Here is a 23,312-nt window from a genome sequence, read left to right on the forward strand (position 1 = left end):
TTTTATTTCAACGTGATATCTTTCTCCCAGGTCAATTCCTGGCCTTGCTCATTGCCGAATACGAAGGTGACCTTTCCCTCTTCGCCTTTCATCTCATCGGGATAGAGAAATCCCATAAACTGTCCGTTTCCGCTGATGTAGAAGCCGTTCCCGCCGTTTTGCCCATGCTGAATAGCTTCCTCCAGCGTATTCACGATCTCGTTTTTCTCCGACTTCCACTTGATTTCCTTGAGCATATAACCTTCCGGCGCTTTCTTGACGGTGAAGTCAAAGCTGCCCCCGTCTGCAAGCGGTTTGGGTGTCTGATCAATGACAATCAGGATATCCCCGTTAGCAGTGCCGTTTGCATCAGCTTGGTTACCGTTTGCATCGCCTTGATTGCCGTTCGTCACTGCCTCGTTGCCTGAGTTGGCCGTGTTATCCCCCGAGTTGGTATTGGCCGACGACGGATCGCTGACCCCTGCCGTATTCGAAGGCGCATTCTGGCTCTGCGGCGCTCCGGTAAGGGTTTTGCTGCCGCATGCGCTCAGCATCAGTACCGTGGCCAGGGCCATCAACAAGAATATTAGGGTTTTACGTTTCATCATGAGTTTCTCCTCCGTTTTGGGTTTCTTTATCTAGTAAGGTAAAATAGAAAGCTACACCTTGCTCCGTATTCAAAGCGCTATATTCACTGCCATGCAACTCCAGGATATGCTTTACGATCGCCAGTCCCAGACCGGTTCCGCCTGACTTGCGGTCACGAGAACGCTCCGCCCGGTAGAAATGGTCCCAGATCCGAGTGAGATCCGCCTCAGCGATGGAAGGGCCGGCATTTTCGATCGTCGTTGTGATCGTCCCGTTCTCACCCCGGCCGAGCGTGATCCGGATCGTGCTATGCTCCGTAGCATGACGGACGGCATTGCTTAACAAGTTCAGAATCACTTGCTCGATGCGTCTCGGATCCGCCCAAACCGTGACTTCATTCCGTTCTGGGGGCAACTTCCCCTCTTCTTGGCTCCGGTTCAGTTCGATCCGAAGTTCCTTCGCCTCCAACTGCTGGTCAAAGGACTCCGCCACCCGTTTGATCAGGCTGGTCAGAGAGAAGCTCCGGGGATGGAGCTGCACCTTCTTCACCTCAAATTTGGACAATTCCAGCATATCCATAATCAAGGCGTTCATGCGGTCGGTTTCGCTGACGATCAGGGCCAGATACCGCTCCTTCTTGTCGTCCGCCACGCCGTCCTGCAGCCCTTCGGCAAACCCTTTGACGATGCCAAGCGGTGTTTTTAACTCGTGCGAAATATTGGCGACCAGTTCCTTACGCAGCTCTTCTGCGATCCGCTTCTCCTCCACGTCGAGCTGCAGTTGATGGTTTGCGCGGGTTAACTCCTTCAGCGCCTGATCCAAATTACGCGACAACCGCGCAAGATGACGGGACAACTCGCCGAACTCATCCTTGGACCGGGCCTCCGGCACCGCGGAGAAATCCAGCTCCGCCAGCCGAGCCGCCGTACGATTCAGGGCGAGCAGCGGACGGGAAACCATCCGAGAGAAAATCAGCGACAGCAGCAGCACTAGCACGACGATCAGCGGCGCTAACACAATGACATAACGTTGAAGGATATCCACGGCCTCGCCAACCGGCTGCAATGAGCTTAACGCAACCATGTAGCGGGGGCCGGTCTTGCCTTCATTTGCGAGCGGCTGCAGCAGCACTACGTATTCGACGCCGCTCCATGTGTCACGCCATTCGAAGCGTACCGGATAACCTTCACGCAGACGGGTCTCAGAGGTTTGGGCCCTCCAGGTTTGGAGTGCATCATCGATCAGCGTATCCTGATAAAAGGGATTATAGGAGCGGGAGTTCAGCTCCGGCAGCAGCAGATCCGTCACTTCACCTTCCGACCGCACCAATCCGATGTCGGGTTCTTGGGTCGCCTCTACCGACAAGCGGATGTTCACGGGATTCATGATCGTATCCAACTGATCCATGAACATCCCATCGACCGTTAGCCGATCGCCGATGGCAGCCTGCGGAATCGCCTCGCTTGTCGTTCCTTCGGTCGGAATCACCACCTTCACCGTTTTCCCGTCCGAAGTTCGTATATCGATGTAATAGGGTTCATAGTGAAGCTGCGTAAACTCCCGATTCAGAATCGCGATGCTGGCATCGTGTCGGTTCATAAATTCGCCCAGCTGCCGGGAAACCTGCTGCTCATCGTCGGGATGCTTCCTATACTGTGCGGCGAAGCTCTCCATGCTCCCCGCCAGACGGCTAATTTTAGTTCCTCGGTAAAACCGCTCGAAGAATACTCCCTCCGCCGCCATCACCACCAAGAAGGCCAGCAGGACCAAAGCCGATGTTACGACGAACAACTTGAAAACAACGCTATGCCTTTTCATGGGTTCGTATCGAATTTATAGCCCGATCGGATCACGGTCGCGATGTACCGACCTTCGTCTCCCAGTTTGGCTCTTAATTTTTTGATATGGGTATCCACCGTCCGTGAATCCCCCAAATAGTCGTAACCCCAAACCGCATCCAAAATAGCTTCTCGGCTCAGCACCTTACCGGTATGCTTAACCAGAAAGATCAACAGCTCATATTCCTTTGGCGTCAGATTAACCGGCTCGCCCCTGACGGTTACGACATGGGATTCTCGATTGATCGATAAGTCGCCGAATACTTGCGTTTCGCTGTCCCGGCCGACCGTGCCTTCCTTCCTCTTCATCAAGGCGGTGGCACGTGCAACGAGCACTCTTGGACTCAGCGGCTTCGTCACGTACTCGTCGGCGCCCAGCTCGAATCCAAGCAGTTGGTCGTCGTCTTCGGCCCGGGCCGTCATGATAATGATCGGCACGTCCGATTTGCCGCGAATTCGCCGGCATACCGACCAGCCGTCCATCTCGGGCATCATGATGTCCAGCACGACCAGGTCGACGGCGGTTTGCTCGAACATCTCGAGCGCGATCCGACCGTTTTCCGCTTCATGAACTTCCCACTGTTCTTTTTTAAAATAATCGGTAATAAACTCGCGCATCAGCACGTCGTCTTCCACCAGCAATATGCTTCGTTTCATTCGGGCATCACCTATGCTCGTATTCTGGCCTCCCCACTACACTTCTATGAATTCGGGCGGCACCTCCATTCCTCCTTGCAAAACAAAGTATAACGAAGCGATGTGTCCGCCGTGTGAACTTAGGGTGAACATCAAAAAGGACTTTCCGCGCGGAAAGCCCTACCTTCAAATTCAGATGCACTTTTCGATTTCCATTAGGGATGACTACAAGACCATCGCCCAAGGGACTTCCACGCAAACATGGGCGGCCACATCTCAGGAATGGAAAGGGTTCGGCGGCTTATTCTTGGAGGATAACCACATTGCAGCTACTGTCCCGGCAGATTCGCAGTCCCGTTTCGGCGTACGTCCTTGGGCTATCGATAAAGAGCAGGCAAAGCGGTTGTGGAAATTAAGCGAAGAAATGACGGGGGTCCATTTTGATTTATCTTAATGAAGTGCACTCCACCACATCTATACCCTCAGTTATGTTCAAGGTAAAGCATCCAGAGATAAATACAGACAGGCTGCGGAAACGGCAAAGAACAGGAAGGAAATCCGACGATTTCTACGCATATTAAACCCGAAAGCTCCAAAGAAGATCATGGCTGCGAGCTTCGACACGCTATCCGAATAGCCGCCCAGCGAAAAAGCGGAACTGCTAAACACAATAGACGACAATAAAGAAATCCCGACTCCCATACGAAACCACAAGGGTTCTCTCATGAATAAATGAAAGAATGATTGAATTTGTCTCATAAGCCCCTCCTTCTGAGCGGTCACGATAAGCGAATAAGAAAACCCTTGATTTATCACCGTTCTTGACAAATCAAGGGTCTTATCGTGTCACAAACCTGCATTGTAAATTGTCTCAGTTAACCGTTACTCACCATGTGCTCTTCGTTCTCTTCGATTTAGTGCCATAACGAAGTAGCGCAAGCAACAGGAAGCCGATTCCTGCTCCGTTCATCAACCCCAACCCAAAATCTGTCATCTGGATGTCGCTTCTACCGAGGTACATCGCCAGAACAATGAATAACATACCGATCATGGTCAACAACAGGCCTTGCATTTTCTCTTTCGTCATGGATAACCCTCCTTAAATCTTATACGCCTTCATGGCTTTGCGCAGTTCTTTGAAGGTAGGACGTTTGCCGTACAGCAGGACGCCGGTGCGGTAAATTTTCGCAGACAGCCAGCCGAACAGGAAGATCGCAATGGCTAGGACAACCAGCGAAAGCGCAATTTCCCAAACTGGCGGTTCGCCGATGCCAACCCGTACGATCATCGATACCGGTGACACGAACGGGATGAAAGAACTCACCTTCATGAGCAGCGAGTTTGGCGTGCTCAAGCTAAAGATCCCGATATAGAACGATGCCAACGACAACATCGTGATCGGCATGACTGCCTGCCCCAGCTCTTCAGTGCGGCTGACCAGCGAACCGATCGCGGCAAACAGTGTCGCATATAAGAAGTATCCCAAGATGTAAAAGACAAGGCCAAGCACTAAGACTTCCACGCGGATATCGGACAATTGAAGGTTGAAATCCGCCAACACCGGCTGATTATACGGCAATGAAATGTTGATCGCGATAACGCCGGCAAAGATGGCGATCTGTAACAAGCCAATGAAGAACATCCCCAGGATCTTGCCGAACATTTGCGCCAACGGCGATACGCTCGTGATGAGAATTTCCATGATCCGCGAACTTTTCTCCGCGGTAACCTCGGCCGAGATCATATTCCCTGTCATCATGATCGTCATGAAGAACAAGATGATCAATACGTACACAATCACGTAGTTAATCGCACCGGTCTCTTCCGCCTTATTCCCGGTTTCGCTTCCACCCGTTTCCGGTGAAGCCTTCACCGTATCAATTTGCACCGGCGCGCTCAGCGCGGCAATCTGCTCATCGGTCAGCATGCCCTTCGTCAAATACTCCGCCTTGACGTTCTGCAGTGCCGCTTGCAGCGCGGTTTGCAGCCCCATCCCCAAGCTGTCTTTCTTGGAAGTGTAGGTCACGGTCGGGAAGACACCGCCGTCCCCTTCAGCAAATTGCAGATAACCGTCAATGTCTCCAGCATCGATCGCTGCCTGCAGTGCCGCTTTATCTGCCTGTTCGTAAGGAATAAGCGTGTAGCCTACTGCCGGCTGTTTCGCCGTATAAGCCTCAAGCGATTTCGCCAGTTCCGTCTGTCCTTCGTAGATAAGACCGATCTTGGCCGGATTGTCGTCCCCACCGGTAAACTTGTCGATAAAATAAGGTACATGCATCCCGATAGTCACGAGCAGAGCCAACACGAGCGTAGTAATAAGAAATGATTTCGTTCTGACTTTATTCATAAAAGTAAAGCCAACAACCGTCCCCATTTTATTCATTCGACTCACCTACCTCTTTAATAAAGATCTGATTCAGGGTGGGCTCCTTGATCTCGAAATGCTCCACTTCACTGACTTCCATCGCTTTACGCAGGATTTCTTGTGCAGCCGCTACCTGCGAGATGCGCACGAGGTAACCGCGTTCCTTCCGCTCTACCTTCTCGACGCCTGCAATCTGCTCCAGCCCGGTCACTTCACCGATCGTGTGCAGCAACACTTCTTCACGAGGATACCGCTTTTTAATCTCCCGCAGATTGCCTTGCAGCACGGTGTTTCCGCGATGCAGAATCGTGATGTTGCGGCACAGCTCCTCCACATGTTCCATCCGGTGGGTGGAGAATAGGATACTGGTGCCTTGATCGCGCAGCTCATTCACCGTCGCTTTCAGCAGCTCGACATTAACCGGATCCAACCCGCTGAACGCTTCGTCCATGATCACGAGTTTCGGTTTATGGACAACCGCGGCTATGAAGCCCATCTTTTGCTGGTTCCCCTTAGATAACTCCTCGATCTTCTTGTCGTAATATTCCGGCACTTCGAACCGATCAAGCCAATATTTCAAGCTCTTGTCGGCTTCCGCCGCAGACATGCCGCGCAGCCGCGCCAGGTAAATGATCTGGTCGCTGACCTTCACCTTCGGATACAAGCCGCGCTCTTCCGGTAAGTAGCCCATCTTCGCTTGCAACTCGCGGCCATAGGGCTTCCCGTCATACGAAATCTTCCCGCCGTCCGGATAGATTAAACCCAGTACCATCCGCATTGTCGTTGTTTTGCCGGCGCCGTTTGCCCCGAGCAATCCGTAAATCTCGCCTTCCTCCACCTGCAGTGAGATGTTGTCGACGGCGGTCTTCTCGCCAAATTGCTTCATTACGTTTTCCAGAACCAATGGATTTGCCATATTCCCTCTCCTTCTTCTATATGAAATCAATTCATCCCATTAAACCATTGCCGCTTCCGGTGCCGGTTTGACCGGTGGATGCCCTTGGAACCACAGCTGCAAAATCTCATCCAGCTCTAGGCTGCGGGTCTGCATGACCTGTAGCCCTTTGGCCGCAAGGCTTTGCTGGAGTTGCCCTTCATGCTGCTCCTGTACAACCAGCTTGGTCACCGACGGGCCATCCACGCAGAGGATCGTTCCTTGCGGTAAATCGTCCGGCGAGCACCCGCCGCTGCGGATCCAGATCTCTTTCCAGCTGCTGAATAATTGATCCTTCTCGGCCATCCCCAGCACCTGTCCGTGATGCACCAATGCGATGTAATCGGCCAGCCGTTTCACTTCCTCAGCGACATGTGTTGCGAGGAGTATCGTCATATCCTCATCGGCCATGAACTCCCGGAGCTCCTCAATCATGCTCTTCCAGGCGAACGGATCCAGTCCCGAAGAAGGCTCGTCGAGCAGCAACAGCTTCGGCCGAGCCGCCAGCGCCGCTGCGATTTCGAATTTCCGCCGCTCCCCTTTGGACATTCGATTGAGTCGTTCCTGTCTCGGGACATCAAATCGATCCATCAAAGCTTCAAAGAGCTTCTCATCCCAGGATGGATACCAATGCGACCGGAACTGAGCTGCCCGCTCCGCCGTCATATAATTCTCTTCCGCCTCAGGCGCTTCGGGGACATACCCGATTTGTTGGCGCAGATCAATCGGTATCACGCCGGAGAATGTTTGCCCGAACCAACGGATCTCCCCCGCATCAGGCCGGAGCATCTGCTGGATCATTTTCATGATTGTGCTTTTTCCCGATCCGTTAGGTCCGACCAGAGCCACAATATACCCCTTCGGCACTTGCAAGTGTAGCGGTCCAATCGTCTTGCGACGCCCCTGTTTAAGAGCTCCGACCAGCTCAATTGCCATAGGTTGTTCCATTAGTTCGTTTCCTCCTTGCTTGGCGACGCATCGTATTTCTGCTTCACGATTTGCAAAAACAGCTGCTTCAGCTCTTCCGCCCCATATTGCAGTGATTGTCCGGCATCAACAGCCTTTTCGATCGCTTCCTTCACCACTGCGGTTCGGTATTCATCTCGCTCACCTGCAGTGACCTTGGCGACGAAGGTCCCCGTTCCCTGCTTGGTACGAAGGAGTCCCTCGGTCTCTAAGTCTTGGTAAACCCGGCGTACCGTGATCACGCTGCAATTTAAGGCGCCAGCGAATTCCCGGATTGAAGGCAGCAACGTCCCTTCTTCGATTTGTCCGCTGACGATCAACGACCGGAGCTGTGACTCGATCTGATGATACAGCGGCGCGGCGCTATTTTCGTTAATTTGAATGGGAATCCACACCCTTCTTGCTCACCTCCGCCTTACTCCCCTTTTTTCCGTACTTCATTAGCCCAAATCTCGTTGGTTTAGTTTCCGCAGCGTCACCGAGGACAGTGAGGCCAATCCAACAATCCCTACTGCCAGTGTGCCCCACATCAATGGAGACCGTACGAGATGTTGCCGGGAGAACTCCAGGGTGAACGACATGAGGTTGCCGCCAAACCAATTCGCAGCAAATGCGATTAGCCCCAAACCAAGCATCAGCAGGAAGGTTAACCATAAATAAACTTTGCCCTTCTTCAGAAGCTCGAAGTAGATGAACACCCCGTTGATCAATAATCCATAACCGTTCCAAGTTAAAGCAAACACAATAAATGTACCAAGCCCCAATCCACTGTTATTCATCAGTTTCGTTACCAGATAAATACCGCCGTAGAACAAAACGCTATTCAGCAGCATCGCTGCCCCCAATTGGATCAACCGTTCCCGAATCACTGTCTTTAAGGGAATCGGTAACACACGGTAATAACGCAGCATCTGAGTATAGGTGTCTCCTTTAATGTAGTTAAATGATCGCCGAGTAAAGAAGAAACCCGTGAACGGAACCATCGCCAGCATCAAGAAGTCAACCATCGGATTCATTACGTAATCGGTCTCCTCCCGAGCCCCCACCAAGGAGCCGAGCATCAGCGCGACGTAGAGCATAAAGATGACGTTCCAGATCAAATAAAGCCGATCGTTTCGCAAATCCTTTTTGAAGATGAACCACGCGTCTTTCCAACTGTCCAAGTCGATCAACCTCTTTTCATCCCATTCGCCTTCAGCTTGTTTCTCTCATACGCCAATGAATTTTATAATCACTGTGCTTACTGTTTATATCTTTATACACAGTATAATCACTGCGCTTACCCATGTCAACATTTTCCTTTGGTTACATAAAAAAACGCCAACAGCGCGATTCCTCAAGAATCCGCCATTGGCGATTAGCCTTACGATCAAATGAAGTTTTCCGTTAGACTAGCCTACCCTAAGCTCCCAAAATCACTTCCCACACCGGCTTCGTATGGCCGCCCGGATACATCAGGTACAACAGCACATATACAGCTACACCGGTAATGGCCGTACAGAACCAAATGACCGAGGTCACCCGGCCCCATTTGCGGTGTTTAGCGTATTTTGCCTTAAAGCCTAGTACCAACGTAGTGATTCCGAATACAGCCGCGACGGTTGCCAACACGATATGGAAAACAAGGAACGTTTGATAATAGCCCTTCAGGCTGTCCGGTCCGCCCCATGACGTATTGCCGATAAATACGGTCCGCGACATGTAGATCACGAAGAACAGCAAGGCAGCCGCGGCGGCAGCGATCATCGTCTTTTTGTGGGCTTCTCGTTTCCCTTTGATGATTAGCCCCCAACCGATCGCAACCAGCACTGCACTAATGACGATAAACGATGTGCTTAGCGTCGGAAATAACGTGAACAGATCCAATTTGCATCCTCCTAAACATAGACCTCATTTTGTGAGCGTGTACACGGGCCCTGTTATGTCACGGCCCAGCTTGCGGGGGCAGCGGCGGATTTAAGGGATCATTCGGTCGCGCCATCCCCAACATTTCATCTTCCTCGGCGTTCTCCCGGTTCTCTTGCTTGTACCACTGGAAGAATACATAAGCCAGCATCGACGCAAAGATGAATTCCTGAATAAATTTCATCAGGATCCCTCCCACCTGCTGATCAATGTCCGGCTGCAGGTAACCAAAGAACTCGGGACCGCCAAATTGGCGGAGCAGCATCGCCGGATCGCCAGCCACGCAGTAGCCCATTGCCCGCGCCCAAACCGCAGGATCGCTGTACGTCGCATACAGCGGTTCATCGGCAAAGATGATCAGTCCGCAGGCCGGCGTCAACAGAACCATATTGAGGAAGATAAAACCCATCTTCTTGAGCCCCTGAACACCGGCCCGTTCCGGCAGCGGGTTGACCAACGTCCACCACATGAGCACCGCGGCGACAAATAAGACAATGTAATACAAGCGATGTATCCCGAAATGAAGCATGACATAATCATGCACGACCGGCAGATGGTAAAACGAAAATAACCCGTTAAACACCACAGCCGCTACTACCGGACGAGCAAACACCTTCAACTTACTCAAAGGGCTCCCGGCCAGGTAAGAGGTCACTTGCCGCCAAACCCACGGCGGCAGGCCCAGCATTAATAACGGCGGCGCCAGCAGATAGGACAACGCCATGCTGAGCATGTGAAAGCTGAACATCATGTGGCCCAGCAGTTCCACCGGACCTCCTTGAGCCAGGTAGAGCAACACCATCCCGGTAACGAACAACAGTTTCCGTCCTACCGAAACGTGAGAATTCCCCTTCGCCCATCGTTCACTGCCCGGCCCGATCAACACGAAATACCCGCCTGTAATCAATAGCATCAAGGCCAAGAATACCGGACTCCAAACCGCCGTAAATGTAAAATATTCTAATCCCAGCACGGCAAACCCTCCTTCCGTAGCGCCGTCAGTTCTGTCCAAATTGTGAACAAGCCTGCAAATACGACAAAAACGGTGACAGCGCCCCAAAGGGGCGGTACCGTTTCTGCTTTGTTCCTATAGATATCCAGTTCTTCGTTTACCACCACATCCAGTATAACGCGGCAATAATCGCGGTAAATGCAACGAAAAATCCGCCAGCCATGAAGATAATCGGGATCAAATGCCCCTTATCCTTCATATGCATCCAATAACCCAGTTGAATCAGCACCTGCAACACCGCCATCACGAGAAGCAAAATAACGGTAAAAGCGGTGTTCACCCCGCCTGCCGCAACCGCTGCGAAAGCGATTAGGGTTAGGACGATGGAGAAAATAAACGCGATGATATGCTTCTCCGGACCTTCATGCCGCTGGCGATGCTTTACCGCCGGCGAACCGTTCGATTCCTGATTAACCATCCGTTAGACCACCTTTCCGAGCAGGTAGACAACCGTGAAGATGAACACCCAGACCACGTCGATGAAATGCCAGTAAATGGCCGACACATAAACCTTCGGTGCCGTGACTACATTCAGGCCCTTCTTAAAGAGTTGCCCGATGAGCAGAGAAATCCACAAAATCCCGAACAATACGTGCGCTCCGTGGAAGCCCACTAACGTGTAGAACGCTGAACTGAACGCACTTGTCGTCATCCCGTACTCTTCATGCAGCACATACTCGGCAAACTCGTAAATTTCCAGTACAAGGAATGCGAGGCCGAGCAGCACGGTTACGCCTAACCAACCTGCCAGTTTCCCTTTATCGCCGCGATGCATCGCCTGGATGGCGAAAACACTCGTTAAACTGCTGACCAAGAGGATAAAGGTTGCGGCTGCCGTCATCGGTAAGTTAAACAGTTCGCTTGCAGACGGGCCATCGGCGATTTGGTTCCGCAACGTCAGGAAGGTCGCAAACAAAGTACCAAACAGAACCGCCTCGCCTCCGAGGAACAACCAGAAGCCCAAAATTTTATTACGGCCTTCCAGCGTTGCCTTCTCCGGTTCATGCGGCAGCGTGCCGGTTACATGCGATGTGTTTGGCGTACTCATGCTTTGACCCCCTTCCCATTCAGTTCGTCCAGTTCAATGTGCCAGCCGTGATCGTCATACAACGAACGGAGCAGCATGCACAGGAACGTGATCGCCAAGCCGATCCCGACGACAATATAGTTGTTGAACAGGAAGTTCATCAAACCGTTACCGAAATCATCGTTCGTGAACATAAAGCCCAAACCCGCGATGAACAAGCCGACCGACATAATGAAAGGAAGAATCGTCGGCGATGGCATATGGATCGGTCCAACCGGCTCCGCCGGCGTCATTTCCTTATTCCCGGCCATCTTCTCTTTCCAGAACGCGTCGATGCCGCGTACCAGCGGAATTTGTTTAAAGTTATACTCTTCCGGCGGCGAGGCAATCGACCACTCGAGCGTACGTCCGTCTTCCCAAGCATCGCCAGGTACGCCTTTCGGTTTGCTTGCCGTGATGGCGATATTCACCAAGAACAAGATCACGCCAACCCCCATCAGGAATGCACCGATCGTACTGATCAAGTTCATCAAATCAAAGCCTTGATTCGGCAAATACGTGAAGACGCGGCGCTGCATCCCGATCAAGCCAAGGAAATGCTGCACGAAGAACGTCATGTGGAAACCGATGATAAAGAACCAGAACTCCCATTTACCGAGTCTTTCATCCAGCATGCGGCCAAACATCTTCGGCCACCAATAATGCAGTCCGGCAAACAAGCCGAGTACAAGACCACCTACAATAACATAGTGGAAGTGCGCTACGACGAAATAAGTATCATGATATTGGTAGTCCGCCGGCGCCGAAGCCAGCATAACCCCGGTTACCCCGCCCATTACGAAGGTTGGGATAAACCCGGAAGCGAACAGGTTTGCCGTCGTAAAGCGGATTTGTCCGCCCCACATCGTGAACAACCAGTTGAAGATTTTGATCCCCGTCGGAACGGCGATCAGCATCGTGGCGATAGAGAACAGGGCATTAGCCACCGGTCCCATCCCTGTCGTAAACATATGGTGCGCCCAAACCATGAAGCCGAGAAAGGCGATCAAGATCGTGGCGAATACCATCGAGCTATAACCGAACAGCCGCTTACGCGAGAACGTACTTACAACCTCGGAGATGACTCCAAACGCCGGCAATATCAAAATGTAGACCTCGGGGTGACCGAAGATCCAAAAGATATGTTGCCATAGCACCGGGTTACCGCCACTTTCTACATTAAAGAAATTAGCGCCGAGAATCCGGTCGAACGTGAGTAGCACCAATCCAACCGTGATCGCCGGAAAAGCGAACAGGATCATTGCCGACGTGACGAACGATGTCCAGGTGAACATCGGCATCCGCATAAAGGACATCCCTGGCGCACGCATCGTGATGATCGTCGCCAGGAAGTTAATGCCGCCGATCAGTGTCCCAAGACCGGCAATCTGTAGGCCGATCGTGTAGAAATCAACCCCGTGCGTCAAGCTATAGGTCGTTGAAGACAGCGGCGTGTACGAAGTCCATCCGGCATCCGGAGCGCCGCCCATGATCCAACTGAGGTTCAGCAGCAAGCCGCCGAACAGGAACGTCCAGAACCCAAGGGCGTTCAGAAAAGGAAACGCCACGTCCCGAGCCCCGATCTGCAGCGGAATCACCGCGTTCATCAGAGCGAAGATGACCGGCATAACGCCAAGGAAAATCATCGTTGTGCCGTGCATCGTGATTAATTCGTTAAATTGCTGCGCCGTTACAAAACTATTCATCGGTTTTGCCAGCTGCACGCGGATCAGCAATGCTTCGATGCCGCCGATCCCAAAGAAGAAACCGCCCGCCACTAAATACAAAATGGCGATTTTCTTGTGATCGACCGTCGTCAACCAGTCCATTATTCCCTTGTGCCGCTTGACAGTGTGAGCATGAGCCAAGGTTTGTACCCCCTCTTTTAATTCCTATCTATCCATGCCGTCCATAGAGGCACGCAAGATTAATAAGATAATTTGCTGTTTGCCAAGTAGTCGGCGATCGCTTCAATATCCGCATCCGTCAATCCGAGGTCTTGCTTCGGACTCGGCATTTTGTTGCCCGGTTTCACCTTCTGCGGATCTGTCAGCCATTCCACCAAATTATCCTTGACCGGTTTGCCGTCGATCGGTTTGCCGGACGCTTCTGCATTATGTAAAATGCTCGCCACCGTCTCTCTGCTGCCGATGCCCGTCAGGTTTGGCCCGATCGGTCCACCTTGGTCGCCAACGGCGTGGCAGCTCAAGCATTGCGTCTTAAACACTTCAGCCACGGCCGGATCTTGAATCGTTTGGACCGGCGCCTTCATCGCTTCAACCCAACGGTCGAAGGACTCCTGGCTAACCGCCTTGACTTTGAATTCCATGAAGGCGTGGGATTTCCCGCACAGCTCGGCGCATTTCCCGAGGTAAACCCCTTCATTCGTGGCTTCCAGCCAAGCTTTGTTGACCGTTCCGTCCGTATTCGTATCCGTTTTGCCGCCGAGCGAAGGCACCCAGAAGGAGTGCAGCACGTCGGCCGTCTTCAGCTCAAGCGCAATTTTCTTGCCCGTAGGAATGATCATATCCTGGGCTGTCGTAATTCCGTATTCCGGATAGGAGAACTCCCACCAGAACAAATGCGAAGTCACTTTGACTTTCACCGCATTCGCATCCTTCGAGTAGTCCTCGCCAAAAGCAAATACTTTCTGCACCGTCGCAACCGCCAGAATCAACACCAGGACCAGCGGAATGGCCGTCCAGATGATCTCCAGCTTATGGTTGCCTTCAACTTGCTTCGGAATATCCGTTTGACCCGGCTTGCGGCGGTACTTGACCCACACGTAAGCGGCAATTCCGAAAACGATCAGCATGACGACTACCATGATCGTAATCGACAGCTTAATTAGTCCAAGCTGACCCTCGGCTACCGGACCCTGCGGTCTAAGCACGGACAGGTCTTCGCGGCCGCATGCGGACAAGAGGAGCGCTAGCATGGCAAACATAGGTACTAGCCGCTTAACAGCCTTCCACGGTTTCATCATTGATCTACCCCACTTCTTACGTTTTCTTCCGCAGCATCACAGAGATTCTTAGCCTAAACAGCTCGAAAATCTACCTGTCTATCACGGAAACTACATTCCTGTCAATTACAACAATCACCTATTAAATATATGATCGAACCCCTCTTTTGTCAATGATTCAGGGGCAGTTCACAAATTGTTCAAATATCCGAAAAGCCGCACCACAAAAGGTTTTGTTAACGTTTTCCCTCGTTCGACACCCCTTGAAAGGGTTGCCAATTTTGAACATTTCCCGGCGAATTGTGACGAATCCTCGCTCTGCTTCATTTTTGACATTTCTTCAAACTTTATTTCATTATAACTGAAGTAAAAACCTGTTTTCTGCTTAGAGATACGGACTTCTAGAGGGACATTCAGCCGATGAACGGTGCATCCGTTGATCAGTAGAGGGTGCGAGTTGCTCGAGATACTACGATGTTGAGTTGGCGTTGGACGGTGGCTGACGGGTTGGTGGAGAGGGCCTTGCACTGGGTAACGGCGGAGATAGCGCGGGATTGTTTGCTCTAGGTGCGGTGAAGTAACTGGAGTGGTGTTGGGAGGGGGGGGATACTCGGAATCAAGTGGACGCATTTGCTTGGTAACTAACTTTCTAGAGGCAACTCTAACGGAACGTAATGACCTTATTTGCTCATTTCCCGGCCATTTCCCACAGTAACGGAACCCAGAGACCTTATTCGGCTTATATCGCCGGGATTTAGCCTTGATTGTACTAAATAAGGTCTCCCGGTTCCGTTAGAAATCGGGACATTGCCAAATCCGATAAATAAGGGCTCTTAGTTCCGTTAGAATATAGAAATGTGGCGATGGTACGTAGACGGAACGTAGTACTGAACATACGCGAAACATAGCAGTGCAAAGTTGGAGTCGCCCAGCCCCTCCCCATAAAATCTTATCTTAAAAAGAAAAAAGAGAGCTATGCGCTCTCTCTTCATCACCCTATTGTCCATTCGTAAGCACCAGCGGCCCGTCCTCCGTGATCGCCAGCGTGTGTTCGTAATGCGCTCCTAGGCTGCCGTCCGCGGTGCGTATCGTCCACCCATCGTCCTCCCACAACACGGCGCCGGTGTCCCCGCCGGTAAAGATCGGCTCGATCGTGATGACCATGCCCGGCTGCAGCGTTACCCCGCTGCGCGGACGGCCAAAGTTCGGTACGTCCGGTGCCTCGTGCATCGCCCGGCCGATACCGTGGCCGATCAGCGGCTTCACGATGCCGATGTTTGCCGCCTGCGCCACGCGCTGCACCGCATAACCGATGTCGCCGATCTTCTTGCCGGGTACGGCCTCAGCGATTCCGGCCAACAAGGCTTGCTCGGTGGTCGTGAGCAGCTTCTCCGCCTCATCGCTCACCTGCCCGATCCGATAAGACCAGCCGGAGTCGGCCATCCACCCATTTTTGCCCACAACGATGTCGATCGTCACGATATCCCCCGCCGCAAGCTTGTGATTACCCGGAAACCCGTGGCATACCACGTCATTAATCGACGCGCAGGTGGCAAACGGAAACCCGTGGTAGCCTTTCTGCTCTGCCGTGGCTCCCCGCTTCTCCAAAAACGACTCCACAAAGGCGTCGATCTCCAATGTTGTGATTCCCGGTCCAATCATTTTGGCGATTTCGCGGTGGCACTCGGCCAATATCCGTCCCGCCTCGCGGATCCGCTCGATGTCCTCTTTTGATTTTAAACGTACCTTCATGCTCCGGTTCTCCTCCCGCTGCCGTCCGACGATTGATTTCGTGAGTTTCCGCCTGTTTCATTAATATATGTGGGAACGGACGAAAAAAACCGCCCCGAACGCCCAAGGCGACGGAACGGCGATATGCTAACATTCAAATGGTTCAGGAAACGGACGAATCCAATTTCCCGAGCTCATGCTCAACCAGGTGGGTCAATTCCTCTTCATAGCCGCCCATAATACGATACTTGCGGACATATTCTTTCACGAACTTCTTCGGATCCTTCGGTTTGAAGATTCGGGTCATTTCCCGTAAACTTTCTTTCACTTCGTCATGACCTTTCGTTGCCATAGTGATTCCCTCCCAGAACGCTTAAGGTAAATGCTCCGATTTTGCGATGCCGAAAAGTGTAGGTTCACAATCATGAAGTCGTGCCGGCTATTCAGTTGTATGGAATGACCTCCTATTCCCTTATTGTAACATATTCAGGATCAGGTTTCAGCTTTCTTCCAATCGTACATTTTTTATCCGTTCTATCTAAACATATTTATAAACGGGAGGAAGGGGCAAACTACAAGCAACTTAAGGACATGGATTGGACTTGAAGAGGAGTGATATTTCATGACTTCCCAAACTCCGAAAATCATTATTTTATATGCCAGTTACGGGGATGGGCATTACCAAGCTTCCAAAGCGGTCGAAGCCAGCTTGCGGAGCAGAGGCGTGACCGACGTTACGCTGCTCGATTTGATGGCTGAGGCCCATCCGTTGATCAACGGCATCACGAGGTTCGTGTATTTGCAAAGCTTCAAAACAATTCCCCGCCTCTACGGTTGGGTTTATAACGCCACGAAAGAAATGCCTCAGGAAGCGCCTTTGCTTGAAGTGATAAATTCGCTTGGGGCCGGGAAGCTGCAACAAACGCTGAGGGAACTTAGGCCCGATTTGATTATTCATACCTTTCCCCAATTAGCAATGCCCCGGCTGTTAAAACGGACCGGTCAGTCATTGCCGCTCGCCAACATCGTGACCGACTTTGACTTGCACGGACGATGGATTCACCCGGGGGTCGACCGTTACTACGTGGCGACCGACGACATGAAGGCAGAAATGATGAACCGCGGCATTCCCGAAGACCGTATTCGGGTGAGCGGCATTCCCGTTAAACCGGAATTTGGCCGCCAATCTAAGACCAGCGAGAAGTCCTTCCCAGAGCCACTCCAAAGACTTCTCTCGGAGCGTCCCGTCGGCAAACCCACCGTTCTGTTGATGGCCGGAGCCTACGGGTCCATGCAAGGAGTACGGGAAGTCATCGAACGGTTAACTGCCCTGGATCGTTATCGAGTCATCACGGTATGCGGGCGGAATCGCGAGCTTTACCGGGGGCTTCAGGGGCAACTCCGCCCCCATCCGGACGTTCACCTCATCGGATACGTCAAACAGGTGGCCGAGCTGATGCGGAGCAGCGACTGCATCGTGACCAAGCCGGGCGGGATTACTTTGTCCGAAGCGTTAGCCTGCCAATTGCCGATATTCATCTATCGCCCCGTTCCCGGGCAAGAGCTCAATAACGCGCGATACCTAGCGCAAAAGGGCGTAGCTTGCATCACCCGTACCCCCGCAGAGTTGGCTCAGGAAATCGACGCGCTCTTCGGGGATGAATCCCGACTGACCGAGCTACGCCAGAAAATCGAAAACCTCCGCCGGCCACAGGCCGCGGAGGTGATAGCAGATGATATATTACAGCAATGGTTCGCGCCCGAGCGGGCCGAGCTGGTTCTTACGTGAGAGGGCTCGTCATACATTTAAGGTAAGACAATCCTCTCCCGAAAGAAGGTCATGTCCTTATGTCCCCTTTTAAATCATCCACCGGCCTCTACGAAAACGTCGCCGGCTTCCTGTGTTACCTGTTTGCGTTTGTCGGCGGCGTCGCTTTTCTTGCCCTGGAGCGGCGCAGCCGATTTGTGCTGTTTCACGCCCTGCAATCGGTCATGTTGTTTGGCGGCTTAATGCTGGCCCACGCCTTGTCCGGATTCCTGCCGGTCATCGGCATTGTCGTCAATCTGTTACTGAGCTTGCTTGGCGTGACGCTTTGGATCGTGCTGATGCTGGCCACGCTCCAAGGCAGATGGTTGAAGCTGCCCTGGATCGGCGAACTGGCTGAGAGACAGTTACAAAGGATGTAGCTACTCCCTCAATCCGTCAACTGCCGATAATTAAACCGTAGCTTGGGCTGTTTCGCTTGAATCGGTCTTAACTTCAGTCATGGATGCTTTACGTTTACCCCCTAGACCGTTAAACAGCAAATTCATCACAATCGCCGTAAAGCTGCCCGCGACGATTCCATTGTCTACGAGGATCCGAAGCGCGGCGGGCAGTCGATCAAACAGCTCGGGCATCACGGTTACTCCAAGTCCCATGCCGACGGAACAAGCGATGATCAACAGGTTCTCGTGCCGGTTCAAATCCACTTGGTCACCCAGCATCCGGATGCCGGAAGACAAGACGAGCCCGAACAACGCGATCATCGCTCCGCCGAGCACCGACGTCGGTACCAACTGTGTCAAAGCGGCTATCTTTGGCACGAAGCCGATTAGAATCAGCAAACCGCCGGCCACCACGATCACGTCGCGAGTTTTCACCCGGCTCATTTGGACAAGCCCTACATTTTGCGAATACGTCGTATACGGGAAGGAGTTAAATATTCCCCCGAGCATGATCGCAAGGCCTTCCGCACGATATCCCCGTGTTAAATCCTTATCCGTAATCTCCTTATCCACGATCTTGCCCAGAGCCATAAACACGCCGGTTGATTCCGCGACGCTGACAATTGCCACAAGAATCATAGTTAGGATCGCCGAGGTATGAAAGGTTGGTTTGCCAAAATAAAACGGCTGCACGGCATGAAACCAACTGGCTTCCCTAAGCGGCGTCAGATCCACCTTGCCGGCGAGCGCCGCCACAAGGGTCCCGGCGATCAGTCCCAGCAGGACCGAGATCGAACGTGGAAAACCCTTAGCAAAGCGGTTCATCAAGATGACGAACAACAACACCCCGAAGCCAAGCGCAAGGTTGAGCGGGCTCCCGAAGTCGGGATTCTCGCCTGGACTGCCTCCGCCAAGATCGGAGATCGCCACAGGAATCAACGTGACCCCGATAATCGTGACTACAGAGCCGGTGACAACCGGTGGGAACAAAGCTATCAGCTTACCGAACAATCCGGCGAACAAGAAGACGAATAACCCAGAGGCGATGATCGCACCGTAAATGGCGGAGACCCCCGCACCGTCCGTCAGTCCGATGGCGATCATCGGCGAAACGGCCTGAAAAGCACAACCCAGCATGACCGGGAGGCCGATCCCAAACCAGCGGTTCCCCCACACCTGAAGCAATGTGGCGACGCCGCAAGCCAGCAGATCGATAGCAATCAGATAGGTCAGCTGCTGAGGCGTGAAGTGTAACGCGCCCCCTACAATCAGCGGTACGATAACCGCCCCGGCATACATCGCCAGCACGTGTTGCAAGCCGAGCGATAAGGTCTTCATCGGATGACGATGTTTCTGAAATATGCGTTCACGTTCCATATGGTTCAAGTTCCTCCCCTAGGTGATAATTAATCTCATGAATGAATGGGTGCATCCTCCAAAAAGGCAACCACTCCGTCTTCCAGCGAGGCAATTCGAACGAGCGATTCGACTTGGTATCCCGCTTCCGTGAGCAGCCGAGCCCCTGGCTGGAACGACTTCTCAATGACGATCCCAATGCCGGCGACAGTTGCCCCGGCTTTCTCTACGATACGGGCCAATCCGAAGGCTGCCTCGCCGTTTGCCAAGAAATCGTCCACGATCAACACCCGGTCGTCCGCACGCAGAAACTTTTTGGACACCGTGATCTCGTTCGTTTCTCGTTTGGTGAACGAGTAGACTTTTTCCACATAAATATTGTCCTTCAACGTCAACGACTGATGCTTGCGCGCAAAGATCATCGGGACGCCAAGCTCCAACGCCGTCATGATCGCCGGGGCGATCCCCGAGGACTCGATTGTCAACACCTTCGTAATGCCTTCGTCGGCAAAACGCCGGGCGAACTCGGCCCCCATTTCCTTCATCAGCACCGGATCCATTTGATGATTAAGAAACGAATCCACCTTCAATACCTGGTTCCCCAGCACGATCCCCTCTGCCATCACCTTGTCCTTCAGCAACTTCATTCCTGTTGTCCCCTCTCCAAATCGATGATTTCTAAATATCGGCTAAACGCAAGAAAGCCCATCCCCTGACGGAAATGGACATGTAGACAGAAAGCACCCGATGCGGACCCGAAGAACCAAGCGAAACCGGTTAATCAGGCGTTAACCTACCTGAAGCCTCCGGTTCCCGGGCTTATGCGCGGCGTTACTTTCCGTAGTCCGATCATTCCGGTGATCAGGTAGAGACATGCAGGCCGATTCCTGCACTTATACGGAAAATCCAAAGATGAACACACAATGTTAGAAGTATAACGCATCCCGCCCGGGAAGAGGAAGAGGAATTTCGAGGGATTCGTGAAAACTTTGCAAAGCTTTGCAAGATGATCGCGGGTAAGCGGCGTTAAAGACCAGGTTAAAGCGGTTTAGGCTCCCGCGGCAAAAGGTTGGTGAGCAGCGATTTCAACTCGCCGTCTTCCTTATAGCTCTTCTCACCCGTGTCGAGGCGGCGGACCCGGATCTCGCTGTAATCCGCGCCGGCTTCCGTCGGCTTGAACACGAGGTTTTGACGATCCGCGAGACGCAGTTTATATCCCATCTCTTCAAACATTTGCAGAAAGTCGCTTTCGGCCGGATCCTTCCCAGGATCGAGAAAAAGCAACCCCCGCAAGCTCTTTACTTCATCCTTATGTACGACGTCAAAATGTACGATGCATTCCATATGCTTCACGCTCCTGAACACAGAATTATGCGGTATAGCATCCCCTGCAAGGGGTGGAAGCATCCGCCGAAGCAGTGCATTCCCCTGGACCGGGGCGCCGCAAAAATAAAACCGGCATGACAGCTGCGGAGCGCTTCGATCGCTTTGCCCCTGGGCCGCCGTACCGGCGAATACCGCATGCTTACTTATTACTACGAAGGAGTGCTCTCCCGCGCCTGTTTACTTTATGACAACCTGATGAACTTTCGTTCCGCCTTAAATTTGTTCAGAGCCGCAATGCGGACACCACTTCGTGCCTTTCACTAACGTAGAAGAACAAATTTGGCATTTGACCGTGGTTACGCCACCGATCACCACTTCCACTTCCGAATTCTCGGTTTGTGGCGCTGCGGCGTTCTGCGACCAGCTGCGAATGCGCCGATCTAACTCTTCCTGGCGTTTGCGCTCCCGCTCCAGCTCGCGCTGCCGACGCTCCTCATCCTCGGGGCCAACCGGCTCCACCGGTTCAGACACCTGCTCCGGTTCCCGCGGCTCCGTCTTCTCGCGAACCAGGGAAGCGGCAAGCACCAGCGTATCCATCTCGCCCACCGCCATCGACTCCATGACGGGCGGCTCGGAGCTGACCGCTGCCTCGCTCACTACCGGTGGTTGTACCGGTTCCGGAGCAGGCTTCAGCAGCTCCGCCGGGACGGATGGCTTAGCCTTGACCAGCTTATGCCCGCAATATTGGCAGAACAGGGCGTCCTCCGCTACGTTCCGACCGCAGGCGCCGCACAAGCGTTCATTTTTGAGCTCGGCGATTTTTAGCCGAATCTCATCGCGCTCTTCCGTCAGCAGATCACAGGTCTTGGCCAACTCGAGCATCTCTTTTTCCGCTGTGGCCATGTCCTTTTTCCGGTAAGCCTCATAAAACACTTCGCCCATTTTTTGAAAATATAAACCGAGTTCACGTTCGATATTTGAAATTTGGGTGTTCAGTTTACCGATCTCCACGACATTTTGCGCGCGATCGGTAACCTTGCCCGCACCGTCTTTCAACCGTTGTAAAATATTCATGACATGATTCCTCCCCGCGAAATATTCATTATCATACCAGATTTTGCACCCCCGTGAAACCGTCCTGCGACTCAGGAAGCGGCTTCTCCGGGTTTCCATTGGCGCCACGTTCCAAATCCGGGACAGCATGTTGTAATTTGTACAACATATGGGACACGGACGCGGGGATAGAACCTGAAATGTTGCTTTTGTACAATTTCGACTGATACGAGAGCATGAAGGCTCAAATGTTGCAGGAAGTGCAACATTTCCGCCATTTCAGAGGCGGATGGGCCGAAAATGTTGCAGGAAATGCAACATTGGGTGCGGGGAGTGTCCTAAGGTGCGCATGGAGTGAGGGCAAAAGAGACAGCCGACCGCAGCGGTTGGCGGGTTCGGGGGCCTATCGTGGAGTGAGGCTCTAGCGGAGCCGGGCCTCACGAGGGGCCGTGCTGACCGTGCAGGGCAGGTCAGCGCGGCTTACGGCGCAGCGGGGCGGCAAGCTCCTCCGCCCGCTGCATGACCCGTTCGGCGACGAGCGACAGCCCCGTCGCCGCCCCCCGCACGCCGGGCAGCAGCGCAGCCCACGGCGCCGGGTCCGGGCCCGGCAGCGTGCTGGCCGCAGCCGGGCCTGCGGGGCCGAGTTCCACGTCGACGTCGTGGAACTCCGGCCCGGGCTCGTGCAGCCGGCCTTGCTCGGCTGCCTCCGCCAGCCGCTCGGCCAGCGGCTGGCCGCCCGGGCCGGCGGCCTCGCGCCGAGCGGCTTCGCGCGGCCCGGCGGCACGGCGCAGCGCCGCCTCGGCGTCCGCCAGCGGCGCATCGGCGGCCCAGGCCGCCCAGACGGCGGCGAGCAGCGCCTCGCGCGTCCAGCCGAGCCGGCTCAGCCGCAGCTCGGCGTCGGCCGCCCAGGCCGCCCGTGCGGCGGCCAGCGCTGGCGCGAGCCGGGCGCAGCCCGGGTCGCCGCACGCGCAGCGCGCGCCGGGGCTTGGCGTAGCGCCAACGCCAGCGCCGCTCTCGCCGCTCCCTGGCCCTTCGCTGCCGCGGCCCTCCGCGCCTACGAGTTCGCCCGCAGCTTCGCCTTCGCCAAGCGGCCACGGCGCGCGCTCCGCCGGCAGCTGCTTCGCGATGCCACCGGCCCCATGCTCGGCCAGCGCCGCCGCCAGGCGTGGCCGTTCCGCCAACCGCCGCAGCAGCGCCTGCTTCTCCCGCTCCGCCGATGGAGCCACCGGGATCAACACAACATGATCCGGTTCCAGCTCCACCCGCAGCCCATTCGCTTCATAGCGGACCCGCGGCTCTCCGGGTTCCAGCGCAACCGTCTTGGGCCTGGTCATGCGTATTCCTCCTCGTAGCAAGATTTTTGTCTTCCTATGCGTGAACTCTT

At 53.6% G+C, this 23,312-nt stretch carries 26 protein-coding genes and 1 riboswitch; of the genes, 3 read left to right on the forward strand and 23 right to left on the reverse strand.

The window, feature by feature from the left end; all coding sequences use genetic code 11:
• Positions 1–2: 2 nt before the first annotated feature.
• Genes KJS42_RS17405 through KJS42_RS17415 form a run of 3 tightly spaced genes read right to left on the reverse strand, consistent with a single transcriptional unit; the run spans position 3 to position 3,062 of the window.
• Positions 3–584 carry a hypothetical protein gene (locus KJS42_RS17405; protein ID WP_213623603.1) on the reverse strand — a complete coding sequence of 194 codons (582 nt, stop codon included), beginning with the start codon at positions 582–584 and terminating at the stop codon, positions 3–5.
• The gene (locus KJS42_RS17410) at positions 574–2,385 is read right to left on the reverse strand and encodes a sensor histidine kinase (protein ID WP_213623604.1); all 1,812 of its coding nucleotides are present in this window, start codon (positions 2,383–2,385) and stop codon (positions 574–576) included. The genes KJS42_RS17405 and KJS42_RS17410 overlap by 11 nt, the downstream gene beginning before the upstream one ends.
• Positions 2,382–3,062, reverse strand: coding sequence for a response regulator transcription factor (locus tag KJS42_RS17415; RefSeq protein ID WP_193416636.1), 681 nt, complete (start codon positions 3,060–3,062; stop codon positions 2,382–2,384). The genes KJS42_RS17410 and KJS42_RS17415 overlap by 4 nt, the downstream gene beginning before the upstream one ends.
• A gap of 124 nt (positions 3,063–3,186) precedes the next feature.
• On the opposite strand from KJS42_RS17415, the gene KJS42_RS17420 reads away from it, so the two are divergent.
• On the forward strand, positions 3,187–3,495 hold the full coding sequence (locus KJS42_RS17420) for an SDR family NAD(P)-dependent oxidoreductase (protein WP_213623605.1): 309 nt from the start codon (positions 3,187–3,189) through the stop codon (positions 3,493–3,495).
• Between the two features lie 38 nt (positions 3,496–3,533).
• Here KJS42_RS17420 and KJS42_RS17425 read toward each other — a convergent pair whose 3' ends face one another.
• From KJS42_RS17425 to KJS42_RS17495, 15 genes are all read right to left on the reverse strand, one after another.
• Positions 3,534–3,800, reverse strand: a complete 267-nt coding sequence (locus KJS42_RS17425; protein WP_193416637.1) for a hypothetical protein — start codon at positions 3,798–3,800, stop codon at positions 3,534–3,536.
• A 127-nt stretch (positions 3,801–3,927) separates the two neighbouring features.
• Positions 3,928–4,128 carry a hypothetical protein gene (locus tag KJS42_RS17430; RefSeq protein ID WP_155607276.1) on the reverse strand — a complete coding sequence of 67 codons (201 nt, stop codon included), beginning with the start codon at positions 4,126–4,128 and terminating at the stop codon, positions 3,928–3,930.
• A gap of 12 nt (positions 4,129–4,140) precedes the next feature.
• Positions 4,141–5,424, reverse strand: coding sequence for an ABC transporter permease (locus tag KJS42_RS17435; RefSeq protein WP_213623606.1), 1,284 nt, complete (start codon positions 5,422–5,424; stop codon positions 4,141–4,143).
• Positions 5,417–6,322 (reverse strand): ABC transporter ATP-binding protein, encoded by a 906-nt coding sequence (locus tag KJS42_RS17440; protein WP_213623607.1) that lies wholly within the window; start codon positions 6,320–6,322, stop codon positions 5,417–5,419. Before KJS42_RS17440 ends, KJS42_RS17435 begins: the two co-directional genes overlap by 8 nt.
• Positions 6,323–6,361: 39 nt before the next feature.
• Positions 6,362–7,288, reverse strand: a complete 927-nt coding sequence (locus tag KJS42_RS17445; RefSeq protein WP_213623608.1) for an ABC transporter ATP-binding protein — start codon at positions 7,286–7,288, stop codon at positions 6,362–6,364.
• Positions 7,288–7,701 carry a GntR family transcriptional regulator gene (locus KJS42_RS17450; RefSeq protein WP_193416640.1) on the reverse strand — a complete coding sequence of 138 codons (414 nt, stop codon included), beginning with the start codon at positions 7,699–7,701 and terminating at the stop codon, positions 7,288–7,290. The genes KJS42_RS17445 and KJS42_RS17450 overlap by 1 nt, the downstream gene beginning before the upstream one ends.
• A 45-nt stretch (positions 7,702–7,746) precedes the next feature.
• Positions 7,747–8,469 carry a hypothetical protein gene (locus tag KJS42_RS17455; RefSeq protein ID WP_193416641.1) on the reverse strand — a complete coding sequence of 241 codons (723 nt, stop codon included), beginning with the start codon at positions 8,467–8,469 and terminating at the stop codon, positions 7,747–7,749.
• 238 nt (positions 8,470–8,707) lie between these two features.
• Positions 8,708–9,172: a DUF420 domain-containing protein gene (locus tag KJS42_RS17460; protein WP_155607281.1), complete on the reverse strand. Its 465-nt coding sequence runs from the start codon at positions 9,170–9,172 to the stop codon at positions 8,708–8,710.
• Between the two features lie 58 nt (positions 9,173–9,230).
• On the reverse strand, positions 9,231–10,184 hold the full coding sequence (gene ctaG / locus KJS42_RS17465) for a cytochrome c oxidase assembly factor CtaG (protein WP_213623609.1): 954 nt from the start codon (positions 10,182–10,184) through the stop codon (positions 9,231–9,233).
• 136 nt (positions 10,185–10,320) lie between these two features.
• Positions 10,321–10,641 (reverse strand): cytochrome C oxidase subunit IV family protein, encoded by a 321-nt coding sequence (locus tag KJS42_RS17470; protein ID WP_155607283.1) that lies wholly within the window; start codon positions 10,639–10,641, stop codon positions 10,321–10,323.
• Between the two features lie 3 nt (positions 10,642–10,644).
• Positions 10,645–11,271 (reverse strand): cytochrome (ubi)quinol oxidase subunit III, encoded by a 627-nt coding sequence (locus KJS42_RS17475; protein ID WP_155607284.1) that lies wholly within the window; start codon positions 11,269–11,271, stop codon positions 10,645–10,647.
• On the reverse strand, positions 11,268–13,118 hold the full coding sequence (gene ctaD, locus KJS42_RS17480; protein ID WP_167521250.1) for a cytochrome c oxidase subunit I: 1,851 nt from the start codon (positions 13,116–13,118) through the stop codon (positions 11,268–11,270). Before ctaD ends, KJS42_RS17475 begins: the two co-directional genes overlap by 4 nt.
• 98 nt (positions 13,119–13,216) lie before the next feature.
• Positions 13,217–14,275, reverse strand: coding sequence for a cytochrome c oxidase subunit II (gene coxB, locus KJS42_RS17485; protein WP_155607286.1), 1,059 nt, complete (start codon positions 14,273–14,275; stop codon positions 13,217–13,219).
• A gap of 975 nt (positions 14,276–15,250) precedes the next feature.
• Entirely contained in the window at positions 15,251–16,006 is a 756-nt protein-coding gene (gene map / locus KJS42_RS17490; protein ID WP_193416643.1) for a type I methionyl aminopeptidase, read from the reverse strand.
• Positions 16,007–16,148: 142 nt separating this feature from the next.
• Positions 16,149–16,337 (reverse strand): hypothetical protein, encoded by a 189-nt coding sequence (locus tag KJS42_RS17495; RefSeq protein WP_059042463.1) that lies wholly within the window; start codon positions 16,335–16,337, stop codon positions 16,149–16,151.
• A 270-nt stretch (positions 16,338–16,607) separates the two neighbouring features.
• On the opposite strand from KJS42_RS17495, the gene KJS42_RS17500 reads away from it, so the two are divergent.
• Positions 16,608–17,774, forward strand: a complete 1,167-nt coding sequence (locus KJS42_RS17500) for an MGDG synthase family glycosyltransferase (protein ID WP_213623610.1) — start codon at positions 16,608–16,610, stop codon at positions 17,772–17,774.
• A 59-nt stretch (positions 17,775–17,833) separates the two neighbouring features.
• The gene (locus tag KJS42_RS17505; RefSeq protein WP_155607289.1) at positions 17,834–18,172 is read left to right on the forward strand and encodes a DUF4870 domain-containing protein; all 339 of its coding nucleotides are present in this window, start codon (positions 17,834–17,836) and stop codon (positions 18,170–18,172) included.
• A 30-nt stretch (positions 18,173–18,202) separates the two neighbouring features.
• On the opposite strand, the gene KJS42_RS17510 is transcribed toward KJS42_RS17505, so the two are convergent.
• The 5 genes from KJS42_RS17510 to KJS42_RS17530 all read right to left on the reverse strand — a co-directional run bounded on the left by KJS42_RS17510 (position 18,203) and on the right by KJS42_RS17530 (position 23,262).
• Positions 18,203–19,570, reverse strand: a complete 1,368-nt coding sequence (locus tag KJS42_RS17510; protein WP_213623611.1) for a nucleobase:cation symporter-2 family protein — start codon at positions 19,568–19,570, stop codon at positions 18,203–18,205.
• Positions 19,571–19,605: 35 nt separating this feature from the next.
• Positions 19,606–20,196, reverse strand: coding sequence for a xanthine phosphoribosyltransferase (locus KJS42_RS17515; protein WP_155607291.1), 591 nt, complete (start codon positions 20,194–20,196; stop codon positions 19,606–19,608).
• 174 nt (positions 20,197–20,370) lie between these two features.
• A riboswitch (purine riboswitch) is annotated at positions 20,371–20,470 on the reverse strand.
• A gap of 117 nt (positions 20,471–20,587) precedes the next feature.
• Positions 20,588–20,893, reverse strand: a complete 306-nt coding sequence (locus KJS42_RS17520; RefSeq protein WP_155607292.1) for a hypothetical protein — start codon at positions 20,891–20,893, stop codon at positions 20,588–20,590.
• A gap of 255 nt (positions 20,894–21,148) precedes the next feature.
• On the reverse strand, positions 21,149–21,949 hold the full coding sequence (locus tag KJS42_RS17525) for a zinc ribbon domain-containing protein (protein WP_213623612.1): 801 nt from the start codon (positions 21,947–21,949) through the stop codon (positions 21,149–21,151).
• Between the two features lie 449 nt (positions 21,950–22,398).
• Positions 22,399–23,262 (reverse strand): hypothetical protein, encoded by an 864-nt coding sequence (locus KJS42_RS17530; RefSeq protein WP_213623613.1) that lies wholly within the window; start codon positions 23,260–23,262, stop codon positions 22,399–22,401.
• Between the last annotated feature and the right edge of the window lie 50 nt (positions 23,263–23,312).

The organism is Paenibacillus sp. J53TS2, assembly GCF_018403305.1.
GTDB lineage: Bacteria > Bacillota > Bacilli > Paenibacillales > Paenibacillaceae > Fontibacillus > Fontibacillus rhizolycopersici.

Excerpts from the sequence above, each read along its gene's own strand:
- KJS42_RS17405 (WP_213623603.1), bottom strand. The coding sequence starts at position 584 with ATGAAACGTAAAACCCTAATATTCTTGTTGATGGCCCTGGCCACGGTA.
- KJS42_RS17410 (WP_213623604.1), bottom strand. The coding sequence starts at position 2,385 with ATGAAAAGGCATAGCGTTGTTTTCAAGTTGTTCGTCGTAACATCGGCT.
- KJS42_RS17415 (WP_193416636.1), bottom strand. The coding sequence starts at position 3,062 with ATGAAACGAAGCATATTGCTGGTGGAAGACGACGTGCTGATGCGCGAG.
- KJS42_RS17425 (WP_193416637.1), bottom strand. The coding sequence starts at position 3,800 with ATGAGACAAATTCAATCATTCTTTCATTTATTCATGAGAGAACCCTTG.
- KJS42_RS17430 (WP_155607276.1), bottom strand. The coding sequence starts at position 4,128 with ATGACGAAAGAGAAAATGCAAGGCCTGTTGTTGACCATGATCGGTATG.
- KJS42_RS17435 (WP_213623606.1), bottom strand. The coding sequence starts at position 5,424 with ATGAATAAAATGGGGACGGTTGTTGGCTTTACTTTTATGAATAAAGTC.
- KJS42_RS17440 (WP_213623607.1), bottom strand. The coding sequence starts at position 6,322 with ATGGCAAATCCATTGGTTCTGGAAAACGTAATGAAGCAATTTGGCGAG.
- KJS42_RS17445 (WP_213623608.1), bottom strand. The coding sequence starts at position 7,288 with ATGGAACAACCTATGGCAATTGAGCTGGTCGGAGCTCTTAAACAGGGG.
- KJS42_RS17470 (WP_155607283.1), bottom strand. The coding sequence starts at position 10,641 with ATGGTTAATCAGGAATCGAACGGTTCGCCGGCGGTAAAGCATCGCCAG.
- KJS42_RS17475 (WP_155607284.1), bottom strand. The coding sequence starts at position 11,271 with ATGAGTACGCCAAACACATCGCATGTAACCGGCACGCTGCCGCATGAA.
- ctaD (WP_167521250.1), bottom strand. The coding sequence starts at position 13,118 with ATGGACTGGTTGACGACGGTCGATCACAAGAAAATCGCCATTTTGTAT.
- coxB (WP_155607286.1), bottom strand. The coding sequence starts at position 14,275 with ATGATGAAACCGTGGAAGGCTGTTAAGCGGCTAGTACCTATGTTTGCC.
- map (WP_193416643.1), bottom strand. The coding sequence starts at position 16,006 with ATGAAGGTACGTTTAAAATCAAAAGAGGACATCGAGCGGATCCGCGAG.
- KJS42_RS17495 (WP_059042463.1), bottom strand. The coding sequence starts at position 16,337 with ATGGCAACGAAAGGTCATGACGAAGTGAAAGAAAGTTTACGGGAAATG.
- KJS42_RS17500 (WP_213623610.1), top strand. The coding sequence starts at position 16,608 with ATGACTTCCCAAACTCCGAAAATCATTATTTTATATGCCAGTTACGGG.
- KJS42_RS17505 (WP_155607289.1), top strand. The coding sequence starts at position 17,834 with ATGTCCCCTTTTAAATCATCCACCGGCCTCTACGAAAACGTCGCCGGC.
- KJS42_RS17510 (WP_213623611.1), bottom strand. The coding sequence starts at position 19,570 with ATGGAACGTGAACGCATATTTCAGAAACATCGTCATCCGATGAAGACC.
- KJS42_RS17515 (WP_155607291.1), bottom strand. The coding sequence starts at position 20,196 with ATGAAGTTGCTGAAGGACAAGGTGATGGCAGAGGGGATCGTGCTGGGG.
- KJS42_RS17520 (WP_155607292.1), bottom strand. The coding sequence starts at position 20,893 with ATGGAATGCATCGTACATTTTGACGTCGTACATAAGGATGAAGTAAAG.
- KJS42_RS17525 (WP_213623612.1), bottom strand. The coding sequence starts at position 21,949 with ATGAATATTTTACAACGGTTGAAAGACGGTGCGGGCAAGGTTACCGAT.
- KJS42_RS17530 (WP_213623613.1), bottom strand. The coding sequence starts at position 23,262 with ATGACCAGGCCCAAGACGGTTGCGCTGGAACCCGGAGAGCCGCGGGTC.